18 protein-coding genes are annotated in these 21684 nt (G+C 59.5%); 12 read left to right on the forward strand and 6 right to left on the reverse strand.

Going from position 1 to position 21684, the window contains the following annotated elements:
• Positions 1–37: 37 nt before the first annotated feature.
• The 7 genes from QOM10_RS16395 (at position 38) to QOM10_RS16425 (ending at position 7863) form a co-directional block, all read left to right on the forward strand.
• Positions 38–949, forward strand: a complete 912-nt coding sequence (locus QOM10_RS16395; RefSeq protein ID WP_316916512.1) for a LysR family transcriptional regulator — start codon at positions 38–40, stop codon at positions 947–949.
• Positions 950–1037: 88 nt separating this feature from the next.
• Entirely contained in the window at positions 1038–2114 is a 1077-nt protein-coding gene (locus tag QOM10_RS16400; RefSeq protein WP_316916513.1) for an alpha/beta hydrolase family protein, read from the forward strand.
• A gap of 2 nt (positions 2115–2116) precedes the next feature.
• The gene (locus QOM10_RS16405; RefSeq protein ID WP_127928228.1) at positions 2117–2527 is read left to right on the forward strand and encodes a GFA family protein; all 411 of its coding nucleotides are present in this window, start codon (positions 2117–2119) and stop codon (positions 2525–2527) included.
• A 54-nt stretch (positions 2528–2581) separates the two neighbouring features.
• Positions 2582–2965: a hypothetical protein gene (locus QOM10_RS16410; protein ID WP_316916514.1), complete on the forward strand. Its 384-nt coding sequence runs from the start codon at positions 2582–2584 to the stop codon at positions 2963–2965.
• A 258-nt stretch (positions 2966–3223) separates the two neighbouring features.
• Positions 3224–4063, forward strand: coding sequence for a glutathione-dependent disulfide-bond oxidoreductase (yghU, locus tag QOM10_RS16415; protein ID WP_316916515.1), 840 nt, complete (start codon positions 3224–3226; stop codon positions 4061–4063).
• 286 nt (positions 4064–4349) lie between these two features.
• Positions 4350–6530, forward strand: a complete 2181-nt coding sequence (locus tag QOM10_RS16420; RefSeq protein ID WP_316916516.1) for a TonB-dependent siderophore receptor — start codon at positions 4350–4352, stop codon at positions 6528–6530.
• 139 nt (positions 6531–6669) lie between these two features.
• A complete protein-coding gene (locus tag QOM10_RS16425; protein ID WP_316916517.1) occupies positions 6670–7863 on the forward strand; it encodes a GAF domain-containing sensor histidine kinase in 1194 nt (397 codons plus the stop codon).
• Here the strand turns inward: QOM10_RS16425 and QOM10_RS16430 are convergent.
• The 3 genes from QOM10_RS16430 to QOM10_RS16440 all read right to left on the reverse strand — a co-directional run bounded on the left by QOM10_RS16430 (position 7860) and on the right by QOM10_RS16440 (position 10474).
• Positions 7860–8501: a LysE family translocator gene (locus QOM10_RS16430; RefSeq protein WP_127928239.1), complete on the reverse strand. Its 642-nt coding sequence runs from the start codon at positions 8499–8501 to the stop codon at positions 7860–7862. The two genes, QOM10_RS16425 and QOM10_RS16430, sit on opposite strands and share 4 nt — an antisense overlap.
• 900 nt (positions 8502–9401) lie before the next feature.
• Positions 9402–9743, reverse strand: coding sequence for a hypothetical protein (locus QOM10_RS16435; RefSeq protein WP_316916518.1), 342 nt, complete (start codon positions 9741–9743; stop codon positions 9402–9404).
• Positions 9744–9829: 86 nt separating this feature from the next.
• Positions 9830–10474: an ATPase gene (locus tag QOM10_RS16440; RefSeq protein WP_127928243.1), complete on the reverse strand. Its 645-nt coding sequence runs from the start codon at positions 10472–10474 to the stop codon at positions 9830–9832.
• A gap of 169 nt (positions 10475–10643) precedes the next feature.
• Between QOM10_RS16440 and QOM10_RS16445 the strand changes: the two genes are divergently transcribed.
• The 3 genes from QOM10_RS16445 (at position 10644) to QOM10_RS16455 (ending at position 12721) form a co-directional block, all read left to right on the forward strand.
• Positions 10644–10892 carry a hypothetical protein gene (locus tag QOM10_RS16445; protein ID WP_127928245.1) on the forward strand — a complete coding sequence of 83 codons (249 nt, stop codon included), beginning with the start codon at positions 10644–10646 and terminating at the stop codon, positions 10890–10892.
• A gap of 147 nt (positions 10893–11039) precedes the next feature.
• On the forward strand, positions 11040–12197 hold the full coding sequence (locus QOM10_RS16450; RefSeq protein ID WP_316916519.1) for a GGDEF domain-containing protein: 1158 nt from the start codon (positions 11040–11042) through the stop codon (positions 12195–12197).
• Between the two features lie 8 nt (positions 12198–12205).
• Complete coding sequence (locus QOM10_RS16455; RefSeq protein WP_127928249.1) at positions 12206–12721, forward strand: PaaI family thioesterase; 516 nt, start codon at positions 12206–12208, stop codon at positions 12719–12721.
• Between the two features lie 269 nt (positions 12722–12990).
• Here QOM10_RS16455 and QOM10_RS16460 read toward each other — a convergent pair whose 3' ends face one another.
• The gene (locus QOM10_RS16460) at positions 12991–15189 is read right to left on the reverse strand and encodes an OsmC domain/YcaO domain-containing protein (protein WP_316916520.1); all 2199 of its coding nucleotides are present in this window, start codon (positions 15187–15189) and stop codon (positions 12991–12993) included.
• Between the two features lie 221 nt (positions 15190–15410).
• Between QOM10_RS16460 and QOM10_RS16465 the strand changes: the two genes are divergently transcribed.
• The gene (locus tag QOM10_RS16465) at positions 15411–18023 is read left to right on the forward strand and encodes an EAL domain-containing protein (protein ID WP_316916521.1); all 2613 of its coding nucleotides are present in this window, start codon (positions 15411–15413) and stop codon (positions 18021–18023) included.
• Between the two features lie 5 nt (positions 18024–18028).
• Here QOM10_RS16465 and QOM10_RS16470 read toward each other — a convergent pair whose 3' ends face one another.
• Both QOM10_RS16470 and ppk2 read right to left on the reverse strand, forming a co-directional pair.
• Entirely contained in the window at positions 18029–18244 is a 216-nt protein-coding gene (locus QOM10_RS16470) for a hypothetical protein (protein ID WP_316916522.1), read from the reverse strand.
• A 265-nt stretch (positions 18245–18509) separates the two neighbouring features.
• A complete protein-coding gene (ppk2, locus tag QOM10_RS16475) occupies positions 18510–19325 on the reverse strand; it encodes a polyphosphate kinase 2 (RefSeq protein ID WP_316916523.1) in 816 nt (271 codons plus the stop codon).
• Positions 19326–19513: 188 nt separating this feature from the next.
• Between ppk2 and QOM10_RS16480 the strand changes: the two genes are divergently transcribed.
• A complete protein-coding gene (locus QOM10_RS16480; RefSeq protein ID WP_316916524.1) occupies positions 19514–21643 on the forward strand; it encodes a TonB-dependent receptor family protein in 2130 nt (709 codons plus the stop codon).
• Positions 21644–21684 lie beyond the last annotated feature (41 nt).

Below are 21684 nucleotides of genomic sequence, written 5' to 3' on the forward strand. Positions count from 1 at the left end.
AAGCAGATCTTACGAATCCACCCTCGGCAGGACATGGATGAATCTGTTAGCGGCGATTGCCAGTTTTATCAAAGTGGTCGAAGCCGGCTCGATTGTCGGCGCCGCCAAAATTCTCGGCGTCAGCGCAGCGGCGGTCAGTCAGACGATCAATCGACTGGAAGCGCACCTCGGCGTACGCCTGTTGCAACGCACCACGCGCAGCATGGCGCTGACCGAAAACGGCGCGGTGTACTACGAGAAAGTCCGGCGCATCGCCGCCGATCTGGAGGTCGCGCAAAGCTCGATCAGCCACGATGAAACCGAGTTGCAAGGCCGGCTGAGCATTGCCTCCACCTCAGCGTTCGGCCGCCATGTGCTGGCATCCCTGATCGCCAGTTTTGGCGCACTGCACCCGCGCCTGCTGATCGAACTCTCGACCACCAATGGCAAGATCAACCACATCCAGGACGGCATCGATCTGAGCCTGCGGATCAAGCCGCAACTGGAGGACGGCATCGTCGCGCGCAAGATCGTTTCACTGCCCTTTATCATGTGCGCCGCACCGGCCTATCTTCAGCGCGCTGGGTGGCCGAAATCGCCGGATGATTTGCAAAACCATGCCTGCCTGGCCTTTCGTTATCCCTTGGACGGGCGTTTTCTGCGCTGGAGTTTTGTTCGCGACGGCCAGCGTTTCGACGCCCCTATCAATGCCACCGCCATCAGTGATGACATCGATGCCCTGGCGCAAATGGCTGTGCACGGTGCCGGGGTCACGCGACTGGCGGAGTTTGTTGCGGCGCCTTATCTGGCGAGCGGGCAATTGGTGCCGCTGTTTGAACACAGCGTCGTCCAGCCCATGGACATCTACGCCTGCGTACAGGAACGCGCGGCGATGACGCCCAAGGTCAAAGCCTTTCTGGACTATCTGACGGCGCATCTGGCCACGCGCTGGCCAATGGAAAATGTTTAAGACGCAGGGCTCAAAGAGGCTCGCTGAAGCGCGCGAAATCAGTCAAAGTCCACCTCGCCCATTCGGCCCATCACGGAAGATAACAACAATGAAAAAGTCTCTCGGCGCGCTGCTATTGATCTGCTTGAGCAGCTACGCATTCGCTGACACCCGACCCGTCGGTTTCCAATACGCCACGCTGGCGGATCCGCGCAATGAGCGCCCAGTGGAAATGGTCGTCTGGTACCCGAGTGCGACCACCGATGCGACGCCGCAATTGTTCGGCGACAACCCGGTCTTCGTTGGCGCCCCTGCGGTGCTCGACGCCCCGGCCGCCAAGGGCGAGCATCCCTTGATAGTGATTTCCCACGGCAATGGCGGAAGCTGGATCAACCAGACCTGGCTGGCGAGTGCGCTGGCGCATCAGGGTTACATCGTCGCGGCAGTCAACCATCCCGGCACCACCAGCCGCGATCGCAGCCCACAAGCCGCCGCGCAGTTGTGGCAGCGCCCCGTCGACCTCAGCCGCGCCATCGACGCGGTGACGGCGCAACCGGAAAAATTCGGCGCGGTGGCCAAGGATCGCATTGCCATCGTCGGCCATTCTCTCGGCGGCTGGACCGTGCTCGAAGCCGGCGGCGCACGCTTCGACCCTGAGCGTTTTGCCGAAGACTGCAAAGTCCATCCGCAACTGGCCAGTTGCACGGCGTACCTACAGATGAACACTGCAAGCACTGCGCAATCGAAAGCCCGACTGGCCGCCGATTGGCGCGACAAGCGCGTCACTGCCGTGGTTTCACTGGACCTGGGTCTGTCGCGCGGGATGACCGATGCAAGCCTGGCAAACTACCCCGTGCCGATCCTGGTGATCGCTGCCGGCGTACCATCGAAAGAGCTGCCTGCTCAACTGGAATCCGTCGACCTCGCCAAACGCCTGCCAAAAACCTCGTCGCGTTTCGTCGAGATCAGCGACGCCAGTCACTTCAGTTTCATGGCAATCTGCAAACCTGGCGCCGTGGCCATGCTCGACGAGGATGTACCGGGCGACAGCATCATCTGCACCGATGGCGAGGGCGGCCGCCCACGCGCAGAGATCCAGCAACAGGTGATTTCCCTGATTACCGGGTTTCTGGCGCCTTCACCTGACCGCTTGAAACCAGCCATCACTTACCAGGATCCCCGATAACAATGCTCACGCCCTCCCCTCAGACCTTCCGGGGCAGCTGCCTGTGCGGAGCAGTGAAATACCAGATCCGTTCACGGCCCAAAGCGCTTTCGCACTGCCATTGCAGCCAATGCCGCAAAAGCCACGGCGCAGCGTTTGCCAGTTATGGCAGCGTACTGCGTCAGAACCTGGAACTGCTGGAGGGCGCCGAACAGCTCAAGGCCTATCAGTCTTCGCAATCGGTACAGCGCCAGTTTTGCCTGAACTGCGGCTCGTCGCTGTTCTGGGCAAACAATCAGGGTGAGTGCCGCGACTGGATTTCGGTAGCCCTGGGCACGCTGGACACGACGTTCACCACGGAAAAACAGCAGCACGTCGAAGTGACGTCGAAGGCGCCGTGGTTTGAAATCAAGGATCAATGGCCGCAGCGCTGAGCCTGAAAGATTCTTCATCAGACGTTGCTTCACCCTTTGGAAACCCGAGATCAGATGAAACTCTCAAAAAAAGCGGCTTTCCTTGCGCTGGTAATGGCCGCGATACCTGTCATTGCGTTGCAGATATTTCTGTATGACGCCGAAATAACCATGGCTCAGGCATCCATGGGCAGCGTGCCTGTTCAATTGATCGCAGAAATACTGATCACCATCGCCACTCATCTGTTTGTCGTCCTGATGGCGCCAATGCTCTTGATCGCTTACAGGAAGTACCTCGCCGGCTATGCGGTGCTTGGCCTGTCCCTCGCTGCTTACGCCCAGATGACCACAGGGCTGGGTGTGATCGGGCCGATGATCGCGGTCATCGCCGTCTCGATCCTGGGGTTTTATGGCTTCAGAAAAGCCAGCGAATGGGTACGTTATATGCGCGCGAAATGAATGACGCGACCGCTCAATCGCACAGCAGACCACCGTCGTGCTGACGCGAGCAAGCGCTCATCGCTTCGCTCAGCCATGTCCTGAAGGCTGTGCTATTGGCGCAGTTCTCAAACGGCCGTGGTGATTTGGCCAGTCTCAGTGCCGTGGGCAATTGCAAGCACAGAAATCCATCGCGCTCTGGAACAGCAAGCGGGTTCTGTGGTGTCCTGTCCATTCTCAGCAGGTATTTTTCCACTCGCCAACGATGAGGCCCCTTACATGAGCAAAGCGCCGTACGTTCCGCCCCAGGTCTGGAAAAACGAAGCCCCGTCCGGTGGCCAGTTCGCCAGTATCAATCGGCCGATTGCCGGGTCGACCCATGACAAGACCCTGCCGGTGGGCAAGCACCCGTTACAGCTGTATTCACTGGCCACGCCCAACGGCGTCAAAGTGACGATTCTGCTGGAAGAGCTGCTGGCGCTGGGGCACAGCGCTGCCGAGTACGATGCGTGGCTGATCCGCATTGGCGAGGGCGATCAGTTTTCCAGCGGGTTTGTCGAGATCAACCCGAACTCGAAAATCCCGGCGCTGCTGGATCGCAGCGTCGAGCCACCGATCCGTGTGTTCGAATCGGGTTCGATCCTGCTGTATCTGGCGGAAAAGTTCGGTGCTTTTCTGCCGAAAGACCCGGCCGGCCGTAGCGAAACGTTGAACTGGCTGTTCTGGCAGATGGGCGCAGCGCCTTATCTGGGTGGCGGCTTCGGGCATTTCTATGCGTATGCGCCGGAGAAGATGGAGTACCCGATCAACCGCTTCACCATGGAAGCCAAGCGGCAGCTGGATGTGCTTGATCGACGTCTGGCCGAAAGCACTTACCTGGCGGGTGACCGTTACACCATCGCCGACATCGCGGTCTGGCCGTGGTACGGGCAACTGGTGCGCAACAATGTCTATTCCGCCGCCGAGTTTCTCGCGGCCCACGAATACACCCATGTACAGCGCTGGGCAGAGGAGATCGCCCAACGGCCGGCCGTCATTCGCGGGCAACGCGTCAATCGCACGTGGGGCGATGAGGCGACTCAAGTGCCCGAGCGGCACCAGGCCGAAGATCTGAACTGAGCCCTTTTCACCTCACGCTCATCCGCTGAGCGTCCCCCATCAGCAGCGCCGGCGCAGTTTTTTTTGCGCCGGGCCGCTGCGCCTTTATTCACCCCTCGCACGCCCCCGAAAACTCCACTTCCCTGCCAATCCCTCGCGGTAGAGCCTCCGGTCAATTGTGAAAAATTCATTAACTAACTGAGCCGTACGGCTTTCTTCACCCGGAATGATCTGACACACTAATGCGAATAATTCCTACAAGCACTCGCACTTAATTCGTTTTCGTATCATTTGGGGAAGCAGATTGATGTCGTTTCACACCCTACACCGCCGCGCAAACCTCTCACCCAACCTGTTGGCGCTCGCCATTTGCATGGCCAGCGTCGCACCTGCACTGGCCGATGAAACAACGCCCGCCACGCCTGAAAAAGCCGCGGCGACCGGCACGCTGGAGCTAGACGCGACCGAAATCGGCGCCACCCAGATGAGCAGCACCACCGAGGACACCCAGTCCTACACCACTGGCCCGATGCGCACGGCGACCAAACTTTCGCTGACCATGCGCGAAACGCCTCAGGCGGTGACGGTGATTACCCGTCAACGGATGGACGACCAGAACATGACCAGCATCAACGACGTGGTGAAAGGCACGCCGGGGTTGTTCCTCAGCCAGGCCAGTGGCCCGGGCCGGCAGACCTACAGTTCGCGCGGCTTCGACATCGACACCATCATGTACGACGGCCTGCCGAGTTCGTACTCGCCGTTCTCGATGGCGGTGCAACCGAACCTGGCGATGTTCGACCGCGTCGAAATCGTCCGTGGTGCGACCGGCCTGGTCACCGGTGCCGGCAACCCTTCGGCGGCGATCAACCTGGTGCGCAAACGCCCGACGGCCGATCAACGCGTGACCCTCACCGGTGCCGCCGGCAGTTGGGATGACTACCGTGGCGAGATCGACGCTTCCAGCCCGTTGAACGAAAGCGGCACCTTGCGTGGTCGCGTGGTCAGCTCCTATCAGGGCGCCGACAGTTTCCGCGACAAAGAAGAGAACGACCATGGCCTGTTCTACGCCATCGGTGAAGCCGACCTGAGCGACAGCACCACCGCGACCCTCGGTTTCTCGCGGCAGAATGAACAAACCAACTATTTCTGGGGCGGCCTGCCGATCGGCACCAATGGCCATCACCTCGATCTGCCCCGCTCTACCTACCCGGGCACCGATTGGGAAAACCGCAAGCTGCAAATCGACACCGTGTTCGGTGAAGTGGAACATCGTTTCGACAACGACTGGAAACTGCACGTTGCCGGCTCGACCTCAACCCTCGACGGCGAGTTCTCCGGGACTTACCTGTCGCGTTACGCCGGCCCGCTGGAAACCACGGCCTATCAATCCCATCACACTGACAAGCAGCGCTCGCTCGATGTGTTCGCCAGTGGCCCGTTCGAAGCGTTCGGCCGCAGCCACGAACTGGTCGTCGGCGCCAGCAACCGGGTGTATGACGCGACCACCAAGGAATACGACCCGTACACCACCGCCTGGCCGATTGGCGCACCCAAACCTGACTTCGTGCGGGACGGCAAAACCCGCAACGTCACCACCCAGGATGCCGTGTACCTGACCACCCGCCTGAGCCTGGCCGATCCACTGACGCTGATCCTCGGCGGCCGTCTCGACTGGTATGACTACGATGACCGCTCCGGCGATGGCGACAACAAGGTCACCCGCAACCTCACCCGCTATGCCGGCCTGATCTACAAACTTGACGACCACCACTCGGTGTACGCCAGCTACACCGATATCTTCACCCCGCAGACCCAGAAGGATCTCGGCGGCAAAGTGCTCGACCCGATCGTCGGTGAAAACTACGAAGTCGGCATCAAGGGCGAGTACTTCAACGGCGCCCTCAACGCCAGTCTGGCAGTGTTCCAGATGGACCAGACCGGCCGTTCCACTCTGGCCGACAACCAGTTCGGCTGCCCGGTCATGACCTGCTACAACTCATCGGGCAAGGTGCGCAGCCAAGGCGTCGATATGGAATTGCAAGGCGCCCTGACCGACAACTGGCAGGTCGGCGCCGGCTACACCTACACCCGCGCGCACTACATCAAGGACGAAAACCCGGCCAACAACAATCAGCGTTTCGAAACCGACACGCCAGAGCATCTGTTCAAAGTGTCCACCGTGTACCGCTTTCAGGGTCCGCTGCAACACCTGCGCGTGGGTGGCAACGTTTACTGGCAGAGCCGCATGTACAACGATGTCGCCCTCGCCAATAACGGTAGCTACCGCCTGGAACAGGGTGGCTATGCGGTCACCGACCTGATGGCCGGGTACGAAGTCAACAAACACCTGGATCTGCAGGTCAATGCGAACAATATCTTTGACCGCGTCTATTACTCCGCGATTGGCTCCAATGTCACGTGGGGCTCCAACGATAACTATGGCAACCCACGCAGCTACATGCTGACTGCCAAGTACAAGTTCTGAGTTACAGACGATCAATTGCGCAACCGATACCAAGGGCGCCCGGAAATCCGCGGCGCCCTTGTTTTTTCCGCCCGCCGCATTAGTCATGAACGGCAATACCAGATAGTCTCTGAGCGAACTCATCACAAAGCATCGCCCCATGACCAACCCGGACTTTGCACCCGACATCGAAGCCATCCGCAGTATTGACTCGGTGCCGGTCATCCTGAGCATGGTCAAACACCTCACGGGCATGCGGTTCGCTGCGGTCGCGCGGGTCACCGAAAGCAACTGGGTGGCATGCGCCGTCGATGACTCGATTGATTTCGGGCTCAAACCCGGTGGCGAACTGGTGCTCGAATCGACCATCTGCCATGAGATTCGCCAGCATCAGCAGCCGGTGATCTTCGGTCATGCCAGCACGCACCCGATCTTCTCCTTGCACCACACGCCGAAAACCTATGGGCTGGAAAGCTACATTTCCATTCCCATCGTCAAAGCCAACGGCGACTTCTTCGGCACGCTGTGCGCCATCGACTCGGTCCCGGCCAATATCGATGAACCGGCCATTACCAAAACACTGACCCTGTTCGCTCAATTGATCGCCATGAACCTGGACACGCAACGCCATCTGGAAGCGACCCAAATCGAGCTGAACAACGCCAATGAACTCGGGCGCCTGCGCGAGCAGTTCATCGCCGTACTCGGCCATGACCTGCGCACACCACTGAGCGCGGTGCGTATGAGCGCCGACCTGCTGCAAAGCAAAACCGAAGACAAACGCTCACTCAACCTGATTGCGGCGATTCGCAACAGCTCGGTGCGCATGGGCGTGTTGATCGAAAACATCCTCGACTTTGCCCGAGGACGACTGGGCGGCGGAATTCCGGTGCAGCGCAAGCTGGTGGATGACTTGCAGCACACCCTGCAATTGACCCTTGCCGAGGTTCAGGCGTCCCATCCGCAGGCGAATTTCATCCATGAACTGGATGTGCCGGCAGGCGTCTATTGCGATGCGCTGCGGATCAGCCAGTTGCTTTCCAATCTGCTGGGCAATGCGGTTACCCACGGCTCGAACAGCACACCGATCGTCCTCAAAGCCTGTGCAGAAAACGACGAGATCGTGATTTCCCTGACCAATCAGGGCACACCGATTTCTGAGCAACTGATGCCCCTGCTGTTCGAACCCTTCTCCCGCGCCGAAGCCGGGCAACGTTGCGAGGGCTTGGGACTGGGGCTTTACATCGCCTCGCAGATAGCGATGGCACACAACGGCACTTTGAGCGTGACCTCAAGCGCCGAGTCGGGAACCTGCTTCGTGGCGAGATTCCCGGCCCGGTTCAAATGGGTTTAAGCGGTCTGCCGACGCATCGTCAGAATCGCCGCGCCAAAACCGATAAACGTAGACCCGACCACCCGGCTGACCCAACGGGACAACGCCGGACGAGTCAACACGCCCTTGGCCCGCGAGGCCAGCGCGGCGTAGACGCTCAGTGACGATACCGACAACGCCATGAAGATCGAGGTCAGGATCAGAAATTGCGGCAACAGTGCGGCGCCCTGATCGATGAACTGCGGGAACAACGCGGTAAAAAACATCGTCGCCTTGGGATTGGTCACCGCCGTCAGAAACGCCGACTTGTACAGCTTGCCGCGAGTCGGCCGCCCCTTGCTCGCCTCCCCCTCGATAGCCTCCGGGAGCATCGGGCCCTTCTTGAACAGCTGCTTGACGCCGAGGTAGAACAGATACCCGGCACCGATGATCTTCACTGCGTTAAACAGGATTTCCGAGCTGGCCAACAACGCCCCCAACCCCAACATCGCCGCCGCCGACAGACAGAACAGACCGCTGGCATTACCCAGCGACGACCAGATCGTGCTGCGCTGCCCATGCGCGAGACTGTTATTGATCGCCATCAGCGTCGCCGGCCCCGGGCTGGCGATGGCAATTGCGGCGACCAGAGTGAAGGTCAATATCGAGTGAGAATCCATTTTCGCTGCTCGCAAGATTGAAGTTGCCGCATCTTACAACAACCGGCTGCATAGCCCAGATCAAAAGCCCCTCACCCTAGCCCTCTCCCCGAGGGAGAGGGGACTGACCGAGGTGATTTTTAGAAATACACCGACGTGGAATATCGAGCTGGATTCAAGCTCAGTAACAGATCAGACCAAAAGCCCCTCACCCTAGCCCTCTCCCAAAGGGAGAGGGGACTGAGCGAGGTGATTTGCGAGAAATACACCGACATGGAATATCGAGCTGGATTCAAGCTCAGTAACAGATCAGACCAAAAGCCCCTCACCCTAGCCCTCTCCCAAAGGGAGAGGGGACTGACCGAGGTGATTCGCGAGAAATACACCGACATGAAATACCCAGTTGAACTCAAGACCGAACCAGATCAAAAGCCGAACCCCCTGCTCCTCACCACTCAACAGGATGAGCGTTAGCTCGGCTGCCGCTCTTGATCTTGATCCCCGGGCGACGTCGGCAGGCTGAGTGGAGGGATTGATCCGGGCGTGGGAGCGCAGCGACCGTTTGGCGCAGCCAAACACAGCGAGAGGAGGTGCAGCGAAGCAAACCGTAGGCGCTGCGCCCGGATCGATCCCGGAGCGAAGGAACCCCGAGCCCCAGCGAGCGGGCCGCACGCAGGAGCAAGCGTTTTTTGCTTACTTTTTTTGGCGTTTGAAAAAAAGTGAGTCGCCGTAAGGGCGAAACCGTAATAAGCCATCACCGCAGCAACGGATATTCACAAAGAACACCCCGAGCACGGTCGGCCCAAAGGCCGCCAAGCCCAAACAAAAAAAAGCCCCGCAGCCACATAAGGGCGCGGGGCAAAAAATTGGTTGGTTGCGGCCAACCAAAGGAGCTCAGTCAAATACGTACAAAAGCGAAAATCAGATGCAATCCTGCGCAGCCCGCTCAAAACTCGAAGGCAAAAGATTCGAAGCCAACAAATGCCGCTCGTAGATAAACACCTTGCCGCCACTACCCGCCTTGTAAGCCTCCAGCACGTTGTCAGCCGAAATCTTGCTCGGCACCACAATCCGGTAACTACGCTGAGTCTGCGAAACCGTCGGGTTCAACGCACTGCCCTGCAACTTCGGCACCACGCAATCAGCGTATTGCGCAGGCGTCTTGCTGGTCTGCAGAGTAAGGCTCGGATTGTTCGGCGCCGAAGCGCAACCAGCGAGCAGCAAAGAGGCAACGGCCAGAGCAGGCACAAAGAAAAGACGCATCGGTGTCATCCTGAAAATAAAGGTTCGGTTCAACCGGCAACGGTTCAGCCTCACGGAGCCGCCGTCGCCATTCATGTTTTAAGTGTTCAGCTCGACGCCACCAGCGCCTTGAGCGACACATCGAATTGCCTCAAAGCGTTGAGTTGCAGGTCACGCTGTTTGTCGATCTGCGCGGCAATGGCCGGTGCCGCCTGGTGATGCACCCAGACCGATGGCAGCTGTTTCTCGACGGCGCCTTCAGCCTTGCCGATGTATTGCAGGTCGGCGTCGTAGAAACGTGCGGTGAAGCGCGCTTCGACCAGACTGTTTTGCTGCGTCAGCAAGCGATTGAAGGTGTCGAGCTTCACCACCACGTCGGGATGCGCCTGTACCAATGCGTCGAGGTTGTCGTAAACGGTCACCGACAAGAACTGTTGTTGCAGCGAACTCACCAGCCAGTCGATGGCCAGTTCCGGATCGGAGCTGCTGACGAAGGCTTCACGAATCCGCGAGTCGAGCGCATCTTTCGCGCCGTTGACCGCCATGTCGTGGTAACGCTCAAGGTATTGCAGGTTGTCCAGGGTGTTCTCGCTGAGCAACACGCCGACGGTTTGCGAATGCTGCAATGTCGCGCTGCTGCCGGTGAGGGTCTGGAAGTGACACGACCCGGCGTCGGCTGCGAACGTCGGTGCAGTGAAGAGTGCTCCGCCCGTCAGCAGGGCGACCATAGCCAGTCGGGTCAATGTGTTCATCGCGCAAATTCCTTGAGCTGCGTGTTCGATGGAGGCGATTTTCCGCCGATTGCCGACAAAGCAGAACTTGCGTTTCTTGATGGTCACTATTACTTCTAGCAATAGTTGCGCGACGTGCAGACTGATACACACTCAATACAAGTAGAAAAAGACCCATGAGGAACCTTCCTTGAGAACGTTTGACCTGATCCGAGACGCCGTTCTGCCCGACTTCCGCGAGCGCGTGGCCGAGTACCTGGTCCAGTACGAAAGCATATTGCTGGACAAAAACCTCACCGACCCGCAGCTCATCACAGACACCGCCAATCAGTTACGCGGTTACCTGCGCGGGCTGAACACCACCCGCGTGCTGGGTATGGCTTATTGGGAAGAACTGGATCGTCGAGTCGTCGACACCTGGCTCGCGCCGGAGCAATGACCGGTCCGCGCAGTGGTTGGGGCGGCGGCGAGCAACCGCGACCTCCCCGTTGCCAGTGGTCTGCGCGGCAACGCGACCTCTGCGAAAAAACCGCCCGAACGCTTACAATCGCCGGTCTCACTGCCAATCAGACAGGCGCATCAAGAAATGCCGCTCGACCCACCTACGATGTTGACCATTTCCATCGCCCTCGCAGCCGCCGCCGCGCTGTATCTGGCGATCGAATGGCGCAGCATTCGTGAGCCTTCGCTGCTGTTCTGGAGCGCCGGTTTCGCCACCATCACCGTCGGTTCCACCCTGGCCCTGCTGCGCAGCAGCGGCTTTCTGCTGATCGGCATCTGGTTCGCCAACGGCTTGCTGGTAACCGCGCATTTCCTGTTCCTGCTCGGCGTGGCGCGCTTCACCCAGATACGCCTGTCGTCGGCCTGGTACCTGATCTTCGTCACCTGGCTGGTCATGCTGTTGTTGCCGGACGGGCCGCTGTGGTCGAAGGTGATGCTGGCGGCCAATTCGTTGCTGGTGGCGCTGTCGACCCTCAAGTCCAGCTCGCTGCTGCGCCCCCACGGCAAATCGTTGAGCGTCGGCGCGGTGCAGTTGCGCTATGTACTGCTCGGTCACGGGATTTTCTACGTGGCCAAAGCCCTGACCGTGGTGATCCCCGGCACGCTGATCGATCTGGCGGCGTTTCGTGGCGAGATCATCCAGATTTCTCTGGTCGAGGGCGCGATGGCAATCATGTTGATCGCCTTGTCGATGACCGGCACCGAACGTTACCGCCGGGAAAAACAGATCGCCCGGCTTGCCGAGCGCGATCCACTGACCGCTTTGTACAACCGCCGCGCCCTCGAGAAACGTGCGCCGCGCCTGCTCGAACAGGTATCGCCCGAGCATCCCGGCGCCCTGCTGCTGATCGACATCGACAACTTCAAACTGGTCAACGACCAGTACGGTCACACCGCCGGCGACCGTTTGCTGATTGCCCTGAGCGAGATGATCCGCTCGGTGCTGCCGCGTAATGCGCTGACGGCGCGCCTGGGCGGCGACGAGTTTGTCATTCTGCTCAACGGCGCATCGAGTGAGCGCGTCATGGAGTTGGGTAACGCTTTACGCGAGCAGTTTCTCAGCACCACTTCGCAGACATTCCCCACCACTGCCGCCGTCACCCTGAGCATCGGCGCCAGCCTGTTCGACAACCCGCCGGCCAACCTCACCGCGCTGATCGAACAAGGCGACGCCGCCCTCTACGAATCGAAACGCGGCGGGCGCAATCGCTTGCGTCTGACCGGGCTCACCACTCCAGGATAATAAAAACCATGTCCAGCCTCGATACGCCTCTGCAAGACCTCGCCGCCCCCGAAGGCGTTTGCTACGGCTGCGGCGGCCGCAACCCGCACGGCCTGCACGTCAAAAGCCATTGGCACGAAGACGGCGAGCACGTGATTGCCGAACACCTACCGGAGGCCAAGTACTGCGGCTGGCCGGATCTGGTCTACGGCGGCCTGATCGCCATGCTGGTCGACTGCCACTCCAACTGGACAGCGATGGCTTACCACTACCGCGCGGAGAACCGCGAGCCTGGCAGCCTGCCGCGCATTGATTGCGTCACCGGCAACCTCGGCATCAAGTTCATCAAGCCGACACCGATGGGTGTGCCGCTGGTTTTACGGGCGAAAGTCGAAGGTGAAGTCGGGCGCAAGACGCGGGTGATTTGTGAAGTGTTTGCCGGGGACGTCCTCACCGCCGTGGGTGATTCGGTGTTTGTGCGAGTGGATACCGGGCAATTGGCGAATGCGGCGCATGGGCGGAAAAGCCAAAGCCCCTCACCCTAGCCCTCTCCCAGAGGGAGAGGGGACTGACCGAGGTGTTTGGTTGAAATACGCCGACCTGAGATATCGAGCCGAACTCGGGTTTTGCAAAATCCTCACCTCAGCCCTCTCCTTGGGGAAAGGAGACTGACCGAGGCGTCTGGTTGAAATACGCCGACCTGAGATATCGAGTCGAACCAGGATTTTGAAAAGCCCACAAATTAGCTCCCTCTCCTAGGGGAGAGGGCTGGGGTGAGGGGTGAATTCACCACCGAACCCAATGTGAAACCGGCTTAAACCTGTTTCACATTCGCCCGCGCCGTATGCAGCTTTTTATAGCTCTCGATCAAACGCAAATGCCGATCCAGCCCTTCCAGCTTCATGCTGGTCGGCGTCAAACCGTAGAAACGCACGCTGCCGTTAACCGAACCAATCGCCGCATCCATACGCTCATCGCCAAACATACGACGGAAGTTAGCCTCGTAGTCTTCCAGTTCCAGATCCTCGTCCAGCTCCATCTCCAGCACGACGTTGACCGCTTGATAGAACAAGCCGCGCTCGACGGTGTTGTCGTTGTATTGCAGGAACGCTTCGACCAGATCCTTGGCTTGCTCGTACTTCTGCAGCGCGAGGCAGATCAGCAAGCGCAATTCCAGAATCGTCAGCTTGCCCCACGGCGTGTTGTCGTCGAACTCGACGCCGATCAGTGTGGTGATCTCGGTGTAATCGTCCTGTTCGCTGTTTTCCAGGCCTTGGGCGAGGTTGCGCAGGCCGACTTTGCTCAGGTTGTGCAGGTTGAGGATGTCGGCACGGAACTGCAGGGCCTTGTTGGTGTTGTCCCAGACCAGGTCTTCGACCGGGTAGATTTCCGAGTAGTCCGGCACGAGGATGCGGCAGGCCTTGGCACCGATGTGCTCGTAGACCGCCATGTAGACCTCTTTGCCCATGTCTTCGAGGATGCCGAACAGCGTCGCGGCTTCTTCGGCGTTGGAGTTTTCGCCTTGGCCGGAGAAGTCCCACTCGACGAATTCGAAGTCCGGTTTGGCACTGAAGAAGCGCCACGACACCACGCCGCTGGAGTCGATGAAGTGCTCGACAAAGTTGTTCGGCTCGGTGACCGCCTGACCAGAAAACGTCGGTTGCGGCAAGTCGTTCAAACCTTCAAAGCTGCGCCCCTGCAGCAATTCGGTGAGGCTGCGTTCCAGCGCCACTTCCAGGCTCGGATGCGCGCCGAACGAGGCGAACACGCCGCCCGTACGCGGGTTCATCAAGGTCACGCACATCACCGGGAATTCACCGCCCAACGACGCGTCCTTGACCAGCACCGGGAAGCCCTGCTCTTCCAGGCCTTTGATGCCGGCAAGGATGCTCGGGTATTTCTCCAGTACTTCTTGCGGCACGTCCGGCAGGGCCATTTCGCCTTCGAGGATTTCACGTTTGACCGCGCGCTCGAAGATCTCCGACAGGCACTGCACCTGCGCTTCGGCGAGGGTGTTGCCGGCGCTCATGCCGTTGCTGAGGTAAAGGTTTTCGATCAGGTTGGACGGGAAGTACACCACTTCATTATCCGACTGGCGCACAAACGGCAGCGAGCAGATGCCGCGCTGGGTGTTGCCGGAGTTGGTGTCGAACAGGTTCGAGCCGCGCAGTTCGCCGTCACGGTTGTAAATCTTCAGCGTGTAGTCGTCGAGGATCTCGTTCGGCAACTCGTCTTTCGGGCCCGGTTTGAACCATTGTTCGTCCGGGTAGTGGACGAATTCGGCGTTGGCGATTTCTTCGCCCCAGAACTGGTCGTTGTAGAAGAAGTTGCAGTTCAGGCGCTCGATGAATTCGCCCAGTGCCGAGGCCAGTGCGCCTTCTTTGGTCGCGCCCTTGCCGTTGGTGAAGCACATCGGCGAATGCGCATCGCGAATGTGTAGCGACCAGACGTTAGGCACGATGTTGCGCCACGAGGCGATTTCAATCTTCATGCCCAGATCGGCGAGAATGCCCGACATGTTGGCGATGGTCTGCTCCAGCGGCAGGTCCTTGCCAGCGATGAAAGTGCCTGCGTCCGAACCGGCAACCGGCATCAACAAGGCCTGGGCATCGGCGTCGAGGTTTTCGACTTCTTCGATGATGAATTCCGGGCCGGTCTGCACAACCTTCTTTACCGTGCAGCGATCAATGGAACGCAGGATGCCCAAACGATCTTTCTCGGAGATGTCCGCCGGCAACTCCACCTGGATCTTGAAGATCTGGTTGTAGCGGTTTTCCGGGTCGACGATGTTGTTCTGCGACAGGCGAATGTTCTCAGTCGGAATGTTGCGGGTGTCGCAGTACAACTTCACAAAGTAAGCCGCACACAACGCCGACGATGCCAGAAAATAGTCGAACGGTCCCGGTGCCGAGCCATCGCCCTTGTAGCGGATGGGCTGATCGGCGATCACCGTGAAGTCGTCGAACTTGGCTTCAAGTCGAAGGTTGTCGAGAAAGTTGACCTTGATTTCCATGCGGGATTACCAGAATACGGCTAAACGAATGGCGGCCATTATCCGGTTTTTGCGCGGGAAGTCTTGCCCTTTCGGGATTGGCCGCTGATCGGCGTCCTGCACTTGGGAAGACAAATCACGCGGGGTTCACTACGCTTTCAGAGCAGTCGCCGAGAACAATCTGAACATTGCGCCCACGCCGTGGTTCTAGATTCAGAAGACAGCGGATCAAGGACGAGCACATGGACCTTTCCAGCTATGCAGCCCCGCTTCCACCGCGCCAGAGCGCCGTCACTCGCCGCCTGGCCTTCGCGGTCGGAGCGCTGTTCGTCAGTGGCGTGATTGCGGCGGCGGTCGCTTTGCTGGGTATCGCCGAGCGCCTGGACAGCGAAGAGCTCACCAAAACCCGCTTTTACTCGGCTCGCGCGCTGGAAAACCGCATCACTGCCTCGAAAAACTACATCACCAGCTACGCCTACTGGACCACCGCCTACGAGCATTTGAGCGGTCAGGTCGACACTGATTGGGCCTACACCGAGCAGAACCTCGGCAAAACCCTGTTCACCAGTGACGGCTATGACGGCGTGTTCGTCCTCAACCGCGAAGGCACCCTTTACACGGTGGTGCGCGGGCAAATGGTCGATGCCGAGCTGTCCGCGTTCGTTCAGGTCAGCGCCACGGAGTTACTCGATCAAGTGTTGGGCCAAGGTGATCTGACCAAACCGGTCAGCCGCTATTCACTGTTCGAAGGCTGGCCGGCGCTGGTGTCGGCGGCGGCGATCATTCCCAACGATGAGCGGCCCCTTGGCGACCCACAGACCTCATCGGTGCTGGTGTTCGTCGACAAACTCACGCCGACCAAATTGCGCCTGATCGGCAGCGGTTACGGCTTGAATAACCTGACCCTGGCACTGGACGATACGCTCGACCCGAAACGCCCTCGCGTGCCGCTGGACAGCACCGGTTACAGCCTGATCGCTGATCTGGAACGGCCCGGACAACATTTACTGTGGTCATTGCTGCCGCCACTCGGCGCGACGATTGTGGTGCTGATGCTGCTGACCGCGTACTTCTTCCGTCACGCCTTGCGCTCATCGCAGTACGTCGACCAGAGTTTTGCCGTCATGCAAACCTCCAATCAAGCACTGGAAAACGCCAACCGGGAGCTGGAAGCCAGTGAAGAACGCTTTCGCGCCGTGGCCGAAGCCGCGTCCGACTGGATTTGGGAAGTTGACCGCAACCTGGCGCTGACTTACCTGTCGGCGCGCTTCAGCGAAGTGACCGGTTACCCGCAAACCCTGTGGCTGGGGCAAGACATCGGCCAACTGCTGTTTTGCGATACCACGCCACTCGAGCTCTGGTTAAAGAAACTGACCGAGGAAAACAGCACCAGCGACTTGCGTTGCACCTACCGTGACCACTCCGGCCAGCAACGCCACTGTCGGTTGTCCGCCCGGCCGATCTTCGACAAACACACGGTGATCGGCTATCGCGGTACCGCCAGCGACATCACCGACGAAGTCGCTGCTCATGCGCAGATCCAGCATCTGTCGATGCACGACGCCCTCACCGGCCTGCCCAATCGCAACAAACTCGCGCGTTATCTCGATGAAGCGCTGCTGCTCAAGGAGCACGCGCCGCCGCTGTCGCTGCTGATGATCGACCTCGACAACTTCAAACCGATCAACGATTCGCTCGGCCATCCGGCCGGTGATGCCGTGCTGCAGGAAGTCGCCACGCGCCTGCGTGAATGCACCCGCGAACACGACATCGTCGCGCGTCTGGGCGGCGACGAGTTCATCGTGGTGCTCAACGGCATGGACAGTCCGCACGAAATCGACAAGTTCTGCACCCGCCTGATCGGCAGCCTGCATCAACCGGTGGTGTTCGAACATCATCCGCTGCACATCGGCGCCAGCATCGGCATCTCGCTTAGTCGCCGCCACGGCTACGTACCCAGCGACCTGATCCGTTACGCCGACATTGCCCTGTATCAGGCCAAGTCCGAGGGCAAGAACACCTGGTGCTATTTCGAAGCGCACATGAGCGACCAGATCCAGACCCGCCGGCAGATGGAAGACGACCTGCGCCATGCGCTCAAACACAACGAATTCATCCTGCACTATCAACCACGCTACAAGATCGATGGCAAGCACATCGTTTCGGTCGAAGCGCTGGTGCGCTGGCAACACCCGACCAAAGGCCTGCTCGGCCCGGACCTGTTCATACCGCTGGCGGAGCAGACCGATCTGATCGTGCCGCTCGGGCGCTGGGTGTTGCGTGAAGCCTGCGAAACCGCGCTGGGCTGGCCGGAAGACATTCTGCTGTCGGTGAATCTGTCGCCCGCGCAGTTTGCCGTCAGCGATGTGGTCGAGGATATTCGGGAGGTTCTGGTGCAAACCCGTTTCCCGGCCAGTCGCCTGGAACTGGAAATCACCGAGAACGTGATGCTCAACGACACCGACGGCGCGTTGACCACCATGAATGCCCTGAAAGAACTCGGCGTGCGCCTGAACATGGACGACTTCGGCACCGGTTACTCGTCGCTCGGTTACCTGCGCGCTTATCCTTTTGACGGGATCAAGATCGACAAACGCTTCATCGCCTCGATCAGCAGCGGCACCAATGATCGCGCGGTGGTGCAGGCGATCATCGGCCTGGGCAAAGCCATGGGCCTGACTGTCACCGCCGAAGGGGTCGAGACTGAAGAGCAACTGGATATTCTCGGGGTCGATCAGTGCAATGAGGTGCAGGGTTATTTCATGAGTCGGCCGATCGACAAAGTCGCGTTTGCGCGGCTGTTGCAGGACTCCAGAGGTGTACAGCTGAAATCAAAAAAGGGTCGGGTAACCTGAGCGTTTCAGCTGTGTGTTCGACCCGATTCGCCGGTAAACACATTGCCCGCATCACGCACCAACTGCCGCCACTCGGCGCTGGTGATCAGACCTTGCTCTTCCATTTCATCGGCGGCCTTGAGCAGCTCGTCGTACTGCTCTTCCGGGTCCAGACGCATCTGCGATTGCGTCGCCAGTTTTCGCCATGCCGCCAGTTTTTCTTGTTTGCGCTGATTGAACATCGGGGAATGATCTCGTGAAGGACTTCCTTGATAGAAAGAAACGGGATCAAAGGGGTTCAGCGCAGTCGACGGATGGACTGTTTGCCTCTGAAGGGTTTGTGCTGATCAGCAATGATGGATACACCACCGAATACTGTAGGAGTGAGCCTGCTCGCGATAGCGGTGTGTCAGGCAACACACCCGCCACAGACAATCCGCTATCGCGAGCAGGCTCACTCCTACAGGGATTTGTGCTGGCCAGCTCCCCTGCGTCTGACGCAATTCGTCAGAACTTTTGCGCTACACGTGTGTAGGGATAATCCGGATCGCGGTACTTGCCCGGCTTCTGCCGCTTGGGCAGCTCGACCTTCTCACGCTTCACATCCTCATACGGAATGCGGCTGAGCACATCGGTGATGATGTTCAGCCGTGCGCGGCGTTTGTCGTTGGAGTCGGCCACCAGCCACGGCGCATGTTCAGTGTCGGAGTATTTGAACATTTCGTCCCGCGCCCGTGAGTAGTCGTACCAGCGGCTGTAGGACTTGAGGTCCATCGGTGTCAGTTTCCAGGTCTTGCGGCCGTCGTTGATACGCGCCTCAAGCCGGCGGGTCTGCTCTTCAGGGCTTACTTCCAGCCAGTACTTGAGCAGGATCACTCCCGATTGGACGATGGCGTGTTCGACCCAGGGAATCGATTTGAGGAATTTGTCCGCCTGCTCGTCCGTGCAGAAGCCCATCACCCGCTCGACACCGGCGCGGTTGTACCAGCTGCGATCGAAGATCACCACCTCGCCTGCCGCCGGTAGATAAGGCAGATAACGTTGCACGTGCATCTGGCTTTTCTCGCGATCGGTCGGCGCCGGCAGCGCCACCACGCGAAAGACACGCGGGCTGACGCGCTCGGTCAATGCCTTGATGGTCCCGCCCTTGCCAGCGCCGTCGCGGCCTTCGAAAACGATGCAGACCTTGACGCCCTTGGCAATCACCCATTCCTGCAACTTGACCAGTTCGACGTGCAGTTTGCGCAAATGCTCGAGGTAATCCTTGTTTTTCAATTTCGGACTTTCAGGCGCCGTGGCGGCCTTCTTTTTGCCTTTTGCCATGACCTTGGCCTCTCTCCAATAAATGCAGAAACAGAGTGCTGATTGACGGGATACACCAGACACGTGAGGTTAGTTCATGACGTGCCGTTTGCCATGGCCGGGCAAAAAGCCAAATTGCCATGTGTTTCGTTCGTTCTTTGTTACGTCGCACTGTTCATTGCCCGTTCTTGCCTGCCTGGAGTTTTTCGATGCCGTCGTCCAAATCCCTGCCCACCGCCCTGCTTGGCCTGGCGCTCGCCTGCCCGGCGATGGCCGAGACTCAAGGTCTGGAATTGGGGCAAGTACTGATTTCGGCCGAGGATCGCAACGGCAGTGATGTCTCTGTTGAGGAAGCCAAGGCCCGCCTCGATCAGGTGCCCGGCGGCACCAGCGTGGTCGACATGCGCCAGCCATTGCAGGGCCGCGTGGCGAGCAATCAGGATGTGCTGGCGTATCAGCCGGGGGTTTATGCGCAGTCGGCGGGCAACGAAGGCGTGAAAATCTCGGTCCGTGGCTCGGGCATCAACCGCGCACCGGGAGCTCACGCGTCGGGGCTGTACACGATGCTCGACGGTCTGCCGTTGACCGGCCCGGGCGGCACGCCTTACGAATTGCTTGAACCGCTGTGGGTCGATCACGTTGAAGTGCTGCGCGGCGCCAACGGCTTTGATCGCGGTTCGCTGGCCTTGGGCGGCGCCATCGATTACGTCAGCCACACCGGCTACAACGCGCCGAAACTGCAAGTGCGCTACGCGACTGGAAGCCACGGCTATCAGCAGCGTCAGGTCAGCTCCGGACAAGTGCTCGGCGATTTCGATTACTACGTGTCGCTCACCGATTCCAACGCCGACGGCTATCAGGATCACACCGCCAGCGAGAGCAAAGGCCTGATCGCCAACTTCGGTTATCGCTTCAACCCGAACCTGGAAACCCGCTTCTATATCCGCTACCGCGAAACCGACAACGACCTCGCCGGCCGCGTGACCAAGCACTCCATCGAACACTCGCCTCGCGCGGCCAATCCGTCCTACGTGGCGCGCGACGATAGCCGCAAACAGCCGGGCAGCACCTTCATCGGCAACAAGACCACCTATTACATCGACGACGATTCGAGCATCCAGACCGGCCTCGTTTATCACGACTACCCGATGGACCTGCGCGAAGGTCCGAACCGTTTGAAGGTCGCCTACACCGACGTCAGTGGCACCTTCGACTACAAACGCCGCGACACGATTTTCGGCATGGAAAGCCGCAGCAACGTCGGCCTGCGCGTGACCAAACACCTGCCCAACGACGGCGCCAGCGAATTCGTGCGCATTCCCACCGCGCCCAACACCGCCAGCTACGTACCCGGCACGCGCATGCGCAACTTCACCTATCAGGGTTCCGACACCGTTCTGCATTTCGGCAACGACCTGGAAATTGCCGACGACCTCTGGCTGACTACGGGTCTCGCCGCCATCTACACCCGCCGCGAAAGCGACGTGACCTACCCGCAAAGCGGCGGCAAAACCAGCATGAACGACTGGGATTACGCGCCGCGCCTCGGCCTGCGCTACCAGATCACCCCGGATCTGCAAGTGTTCGGCAACCTCAGCCGCTCGGTTGAAGCGCCGCACCCGTGGTCGCTGATCTACAGCTCCAACGTGCGTTTCCCGGCCGGCAGCGGCGCCGCGACCGGCACGCAGAAAGACCCGATCAAACTGCAGAACCAGACCGCGACCACGCTGGAACTCGGCGGCCGTGGCGACAGCGCTGTCGGCGAATGGAGTCTGGCGTGGTATTACGCGCAGGTGCGGCATGAATTGCTGTCGGTGCTGCCGGATGCCAATGCGGTGACACCGTATGAACTGAACGCCAGCCCGACCGTGCACCAAGGCATCGAAGCCAGCCTCAACAGCAAACTCTGGTCGGCTGCTGATGGCCGCCAATTGAGCTTGCGTCAGGCGTATACCTTCAGCGACTTCCACTATCGAGATGATGATCGTTTTGGTGACAACCGCCTGCCCGGTCTGCCAATGCATTACTACCAGGGTGAGTTGCGTTACGAATGGCCGCAGGGTTTCTTCGCGGCGATGAATACGCAACTGGTGTCCAAAGTTGCGGTGGATTACGCCAACAGTTACTACGCCGATCCTTACGCACTGTTCGGCGCGACGCTGGGTTACAACGCGCCGAAGGGTGACTGGCAGGGTTGGGTGGATATGCGTAATTTGACCAACAAACACTACGCGGCAACGGTCACGCCGGGGTATGACGACAAGGGACTGGATGCGGCGCGGTCTACTCCGGGTGAAGGAATGGGGGTTTATGTCGGAGTTTCGTGGAGCTTGCTCTGACACCTCCCCTGTGGGAGCCAGCCTGCTGGCGATGGCGGCGA

Source organism: Pseudomonas sp. P108, from assembly GCF_032613195.1.
Classification (GTDB): Bacteria; Pseudomonadota; Gammaproteobacteria; order Pseudomonadales; family Pseudomonadaceae; genus Aquipseudomonas.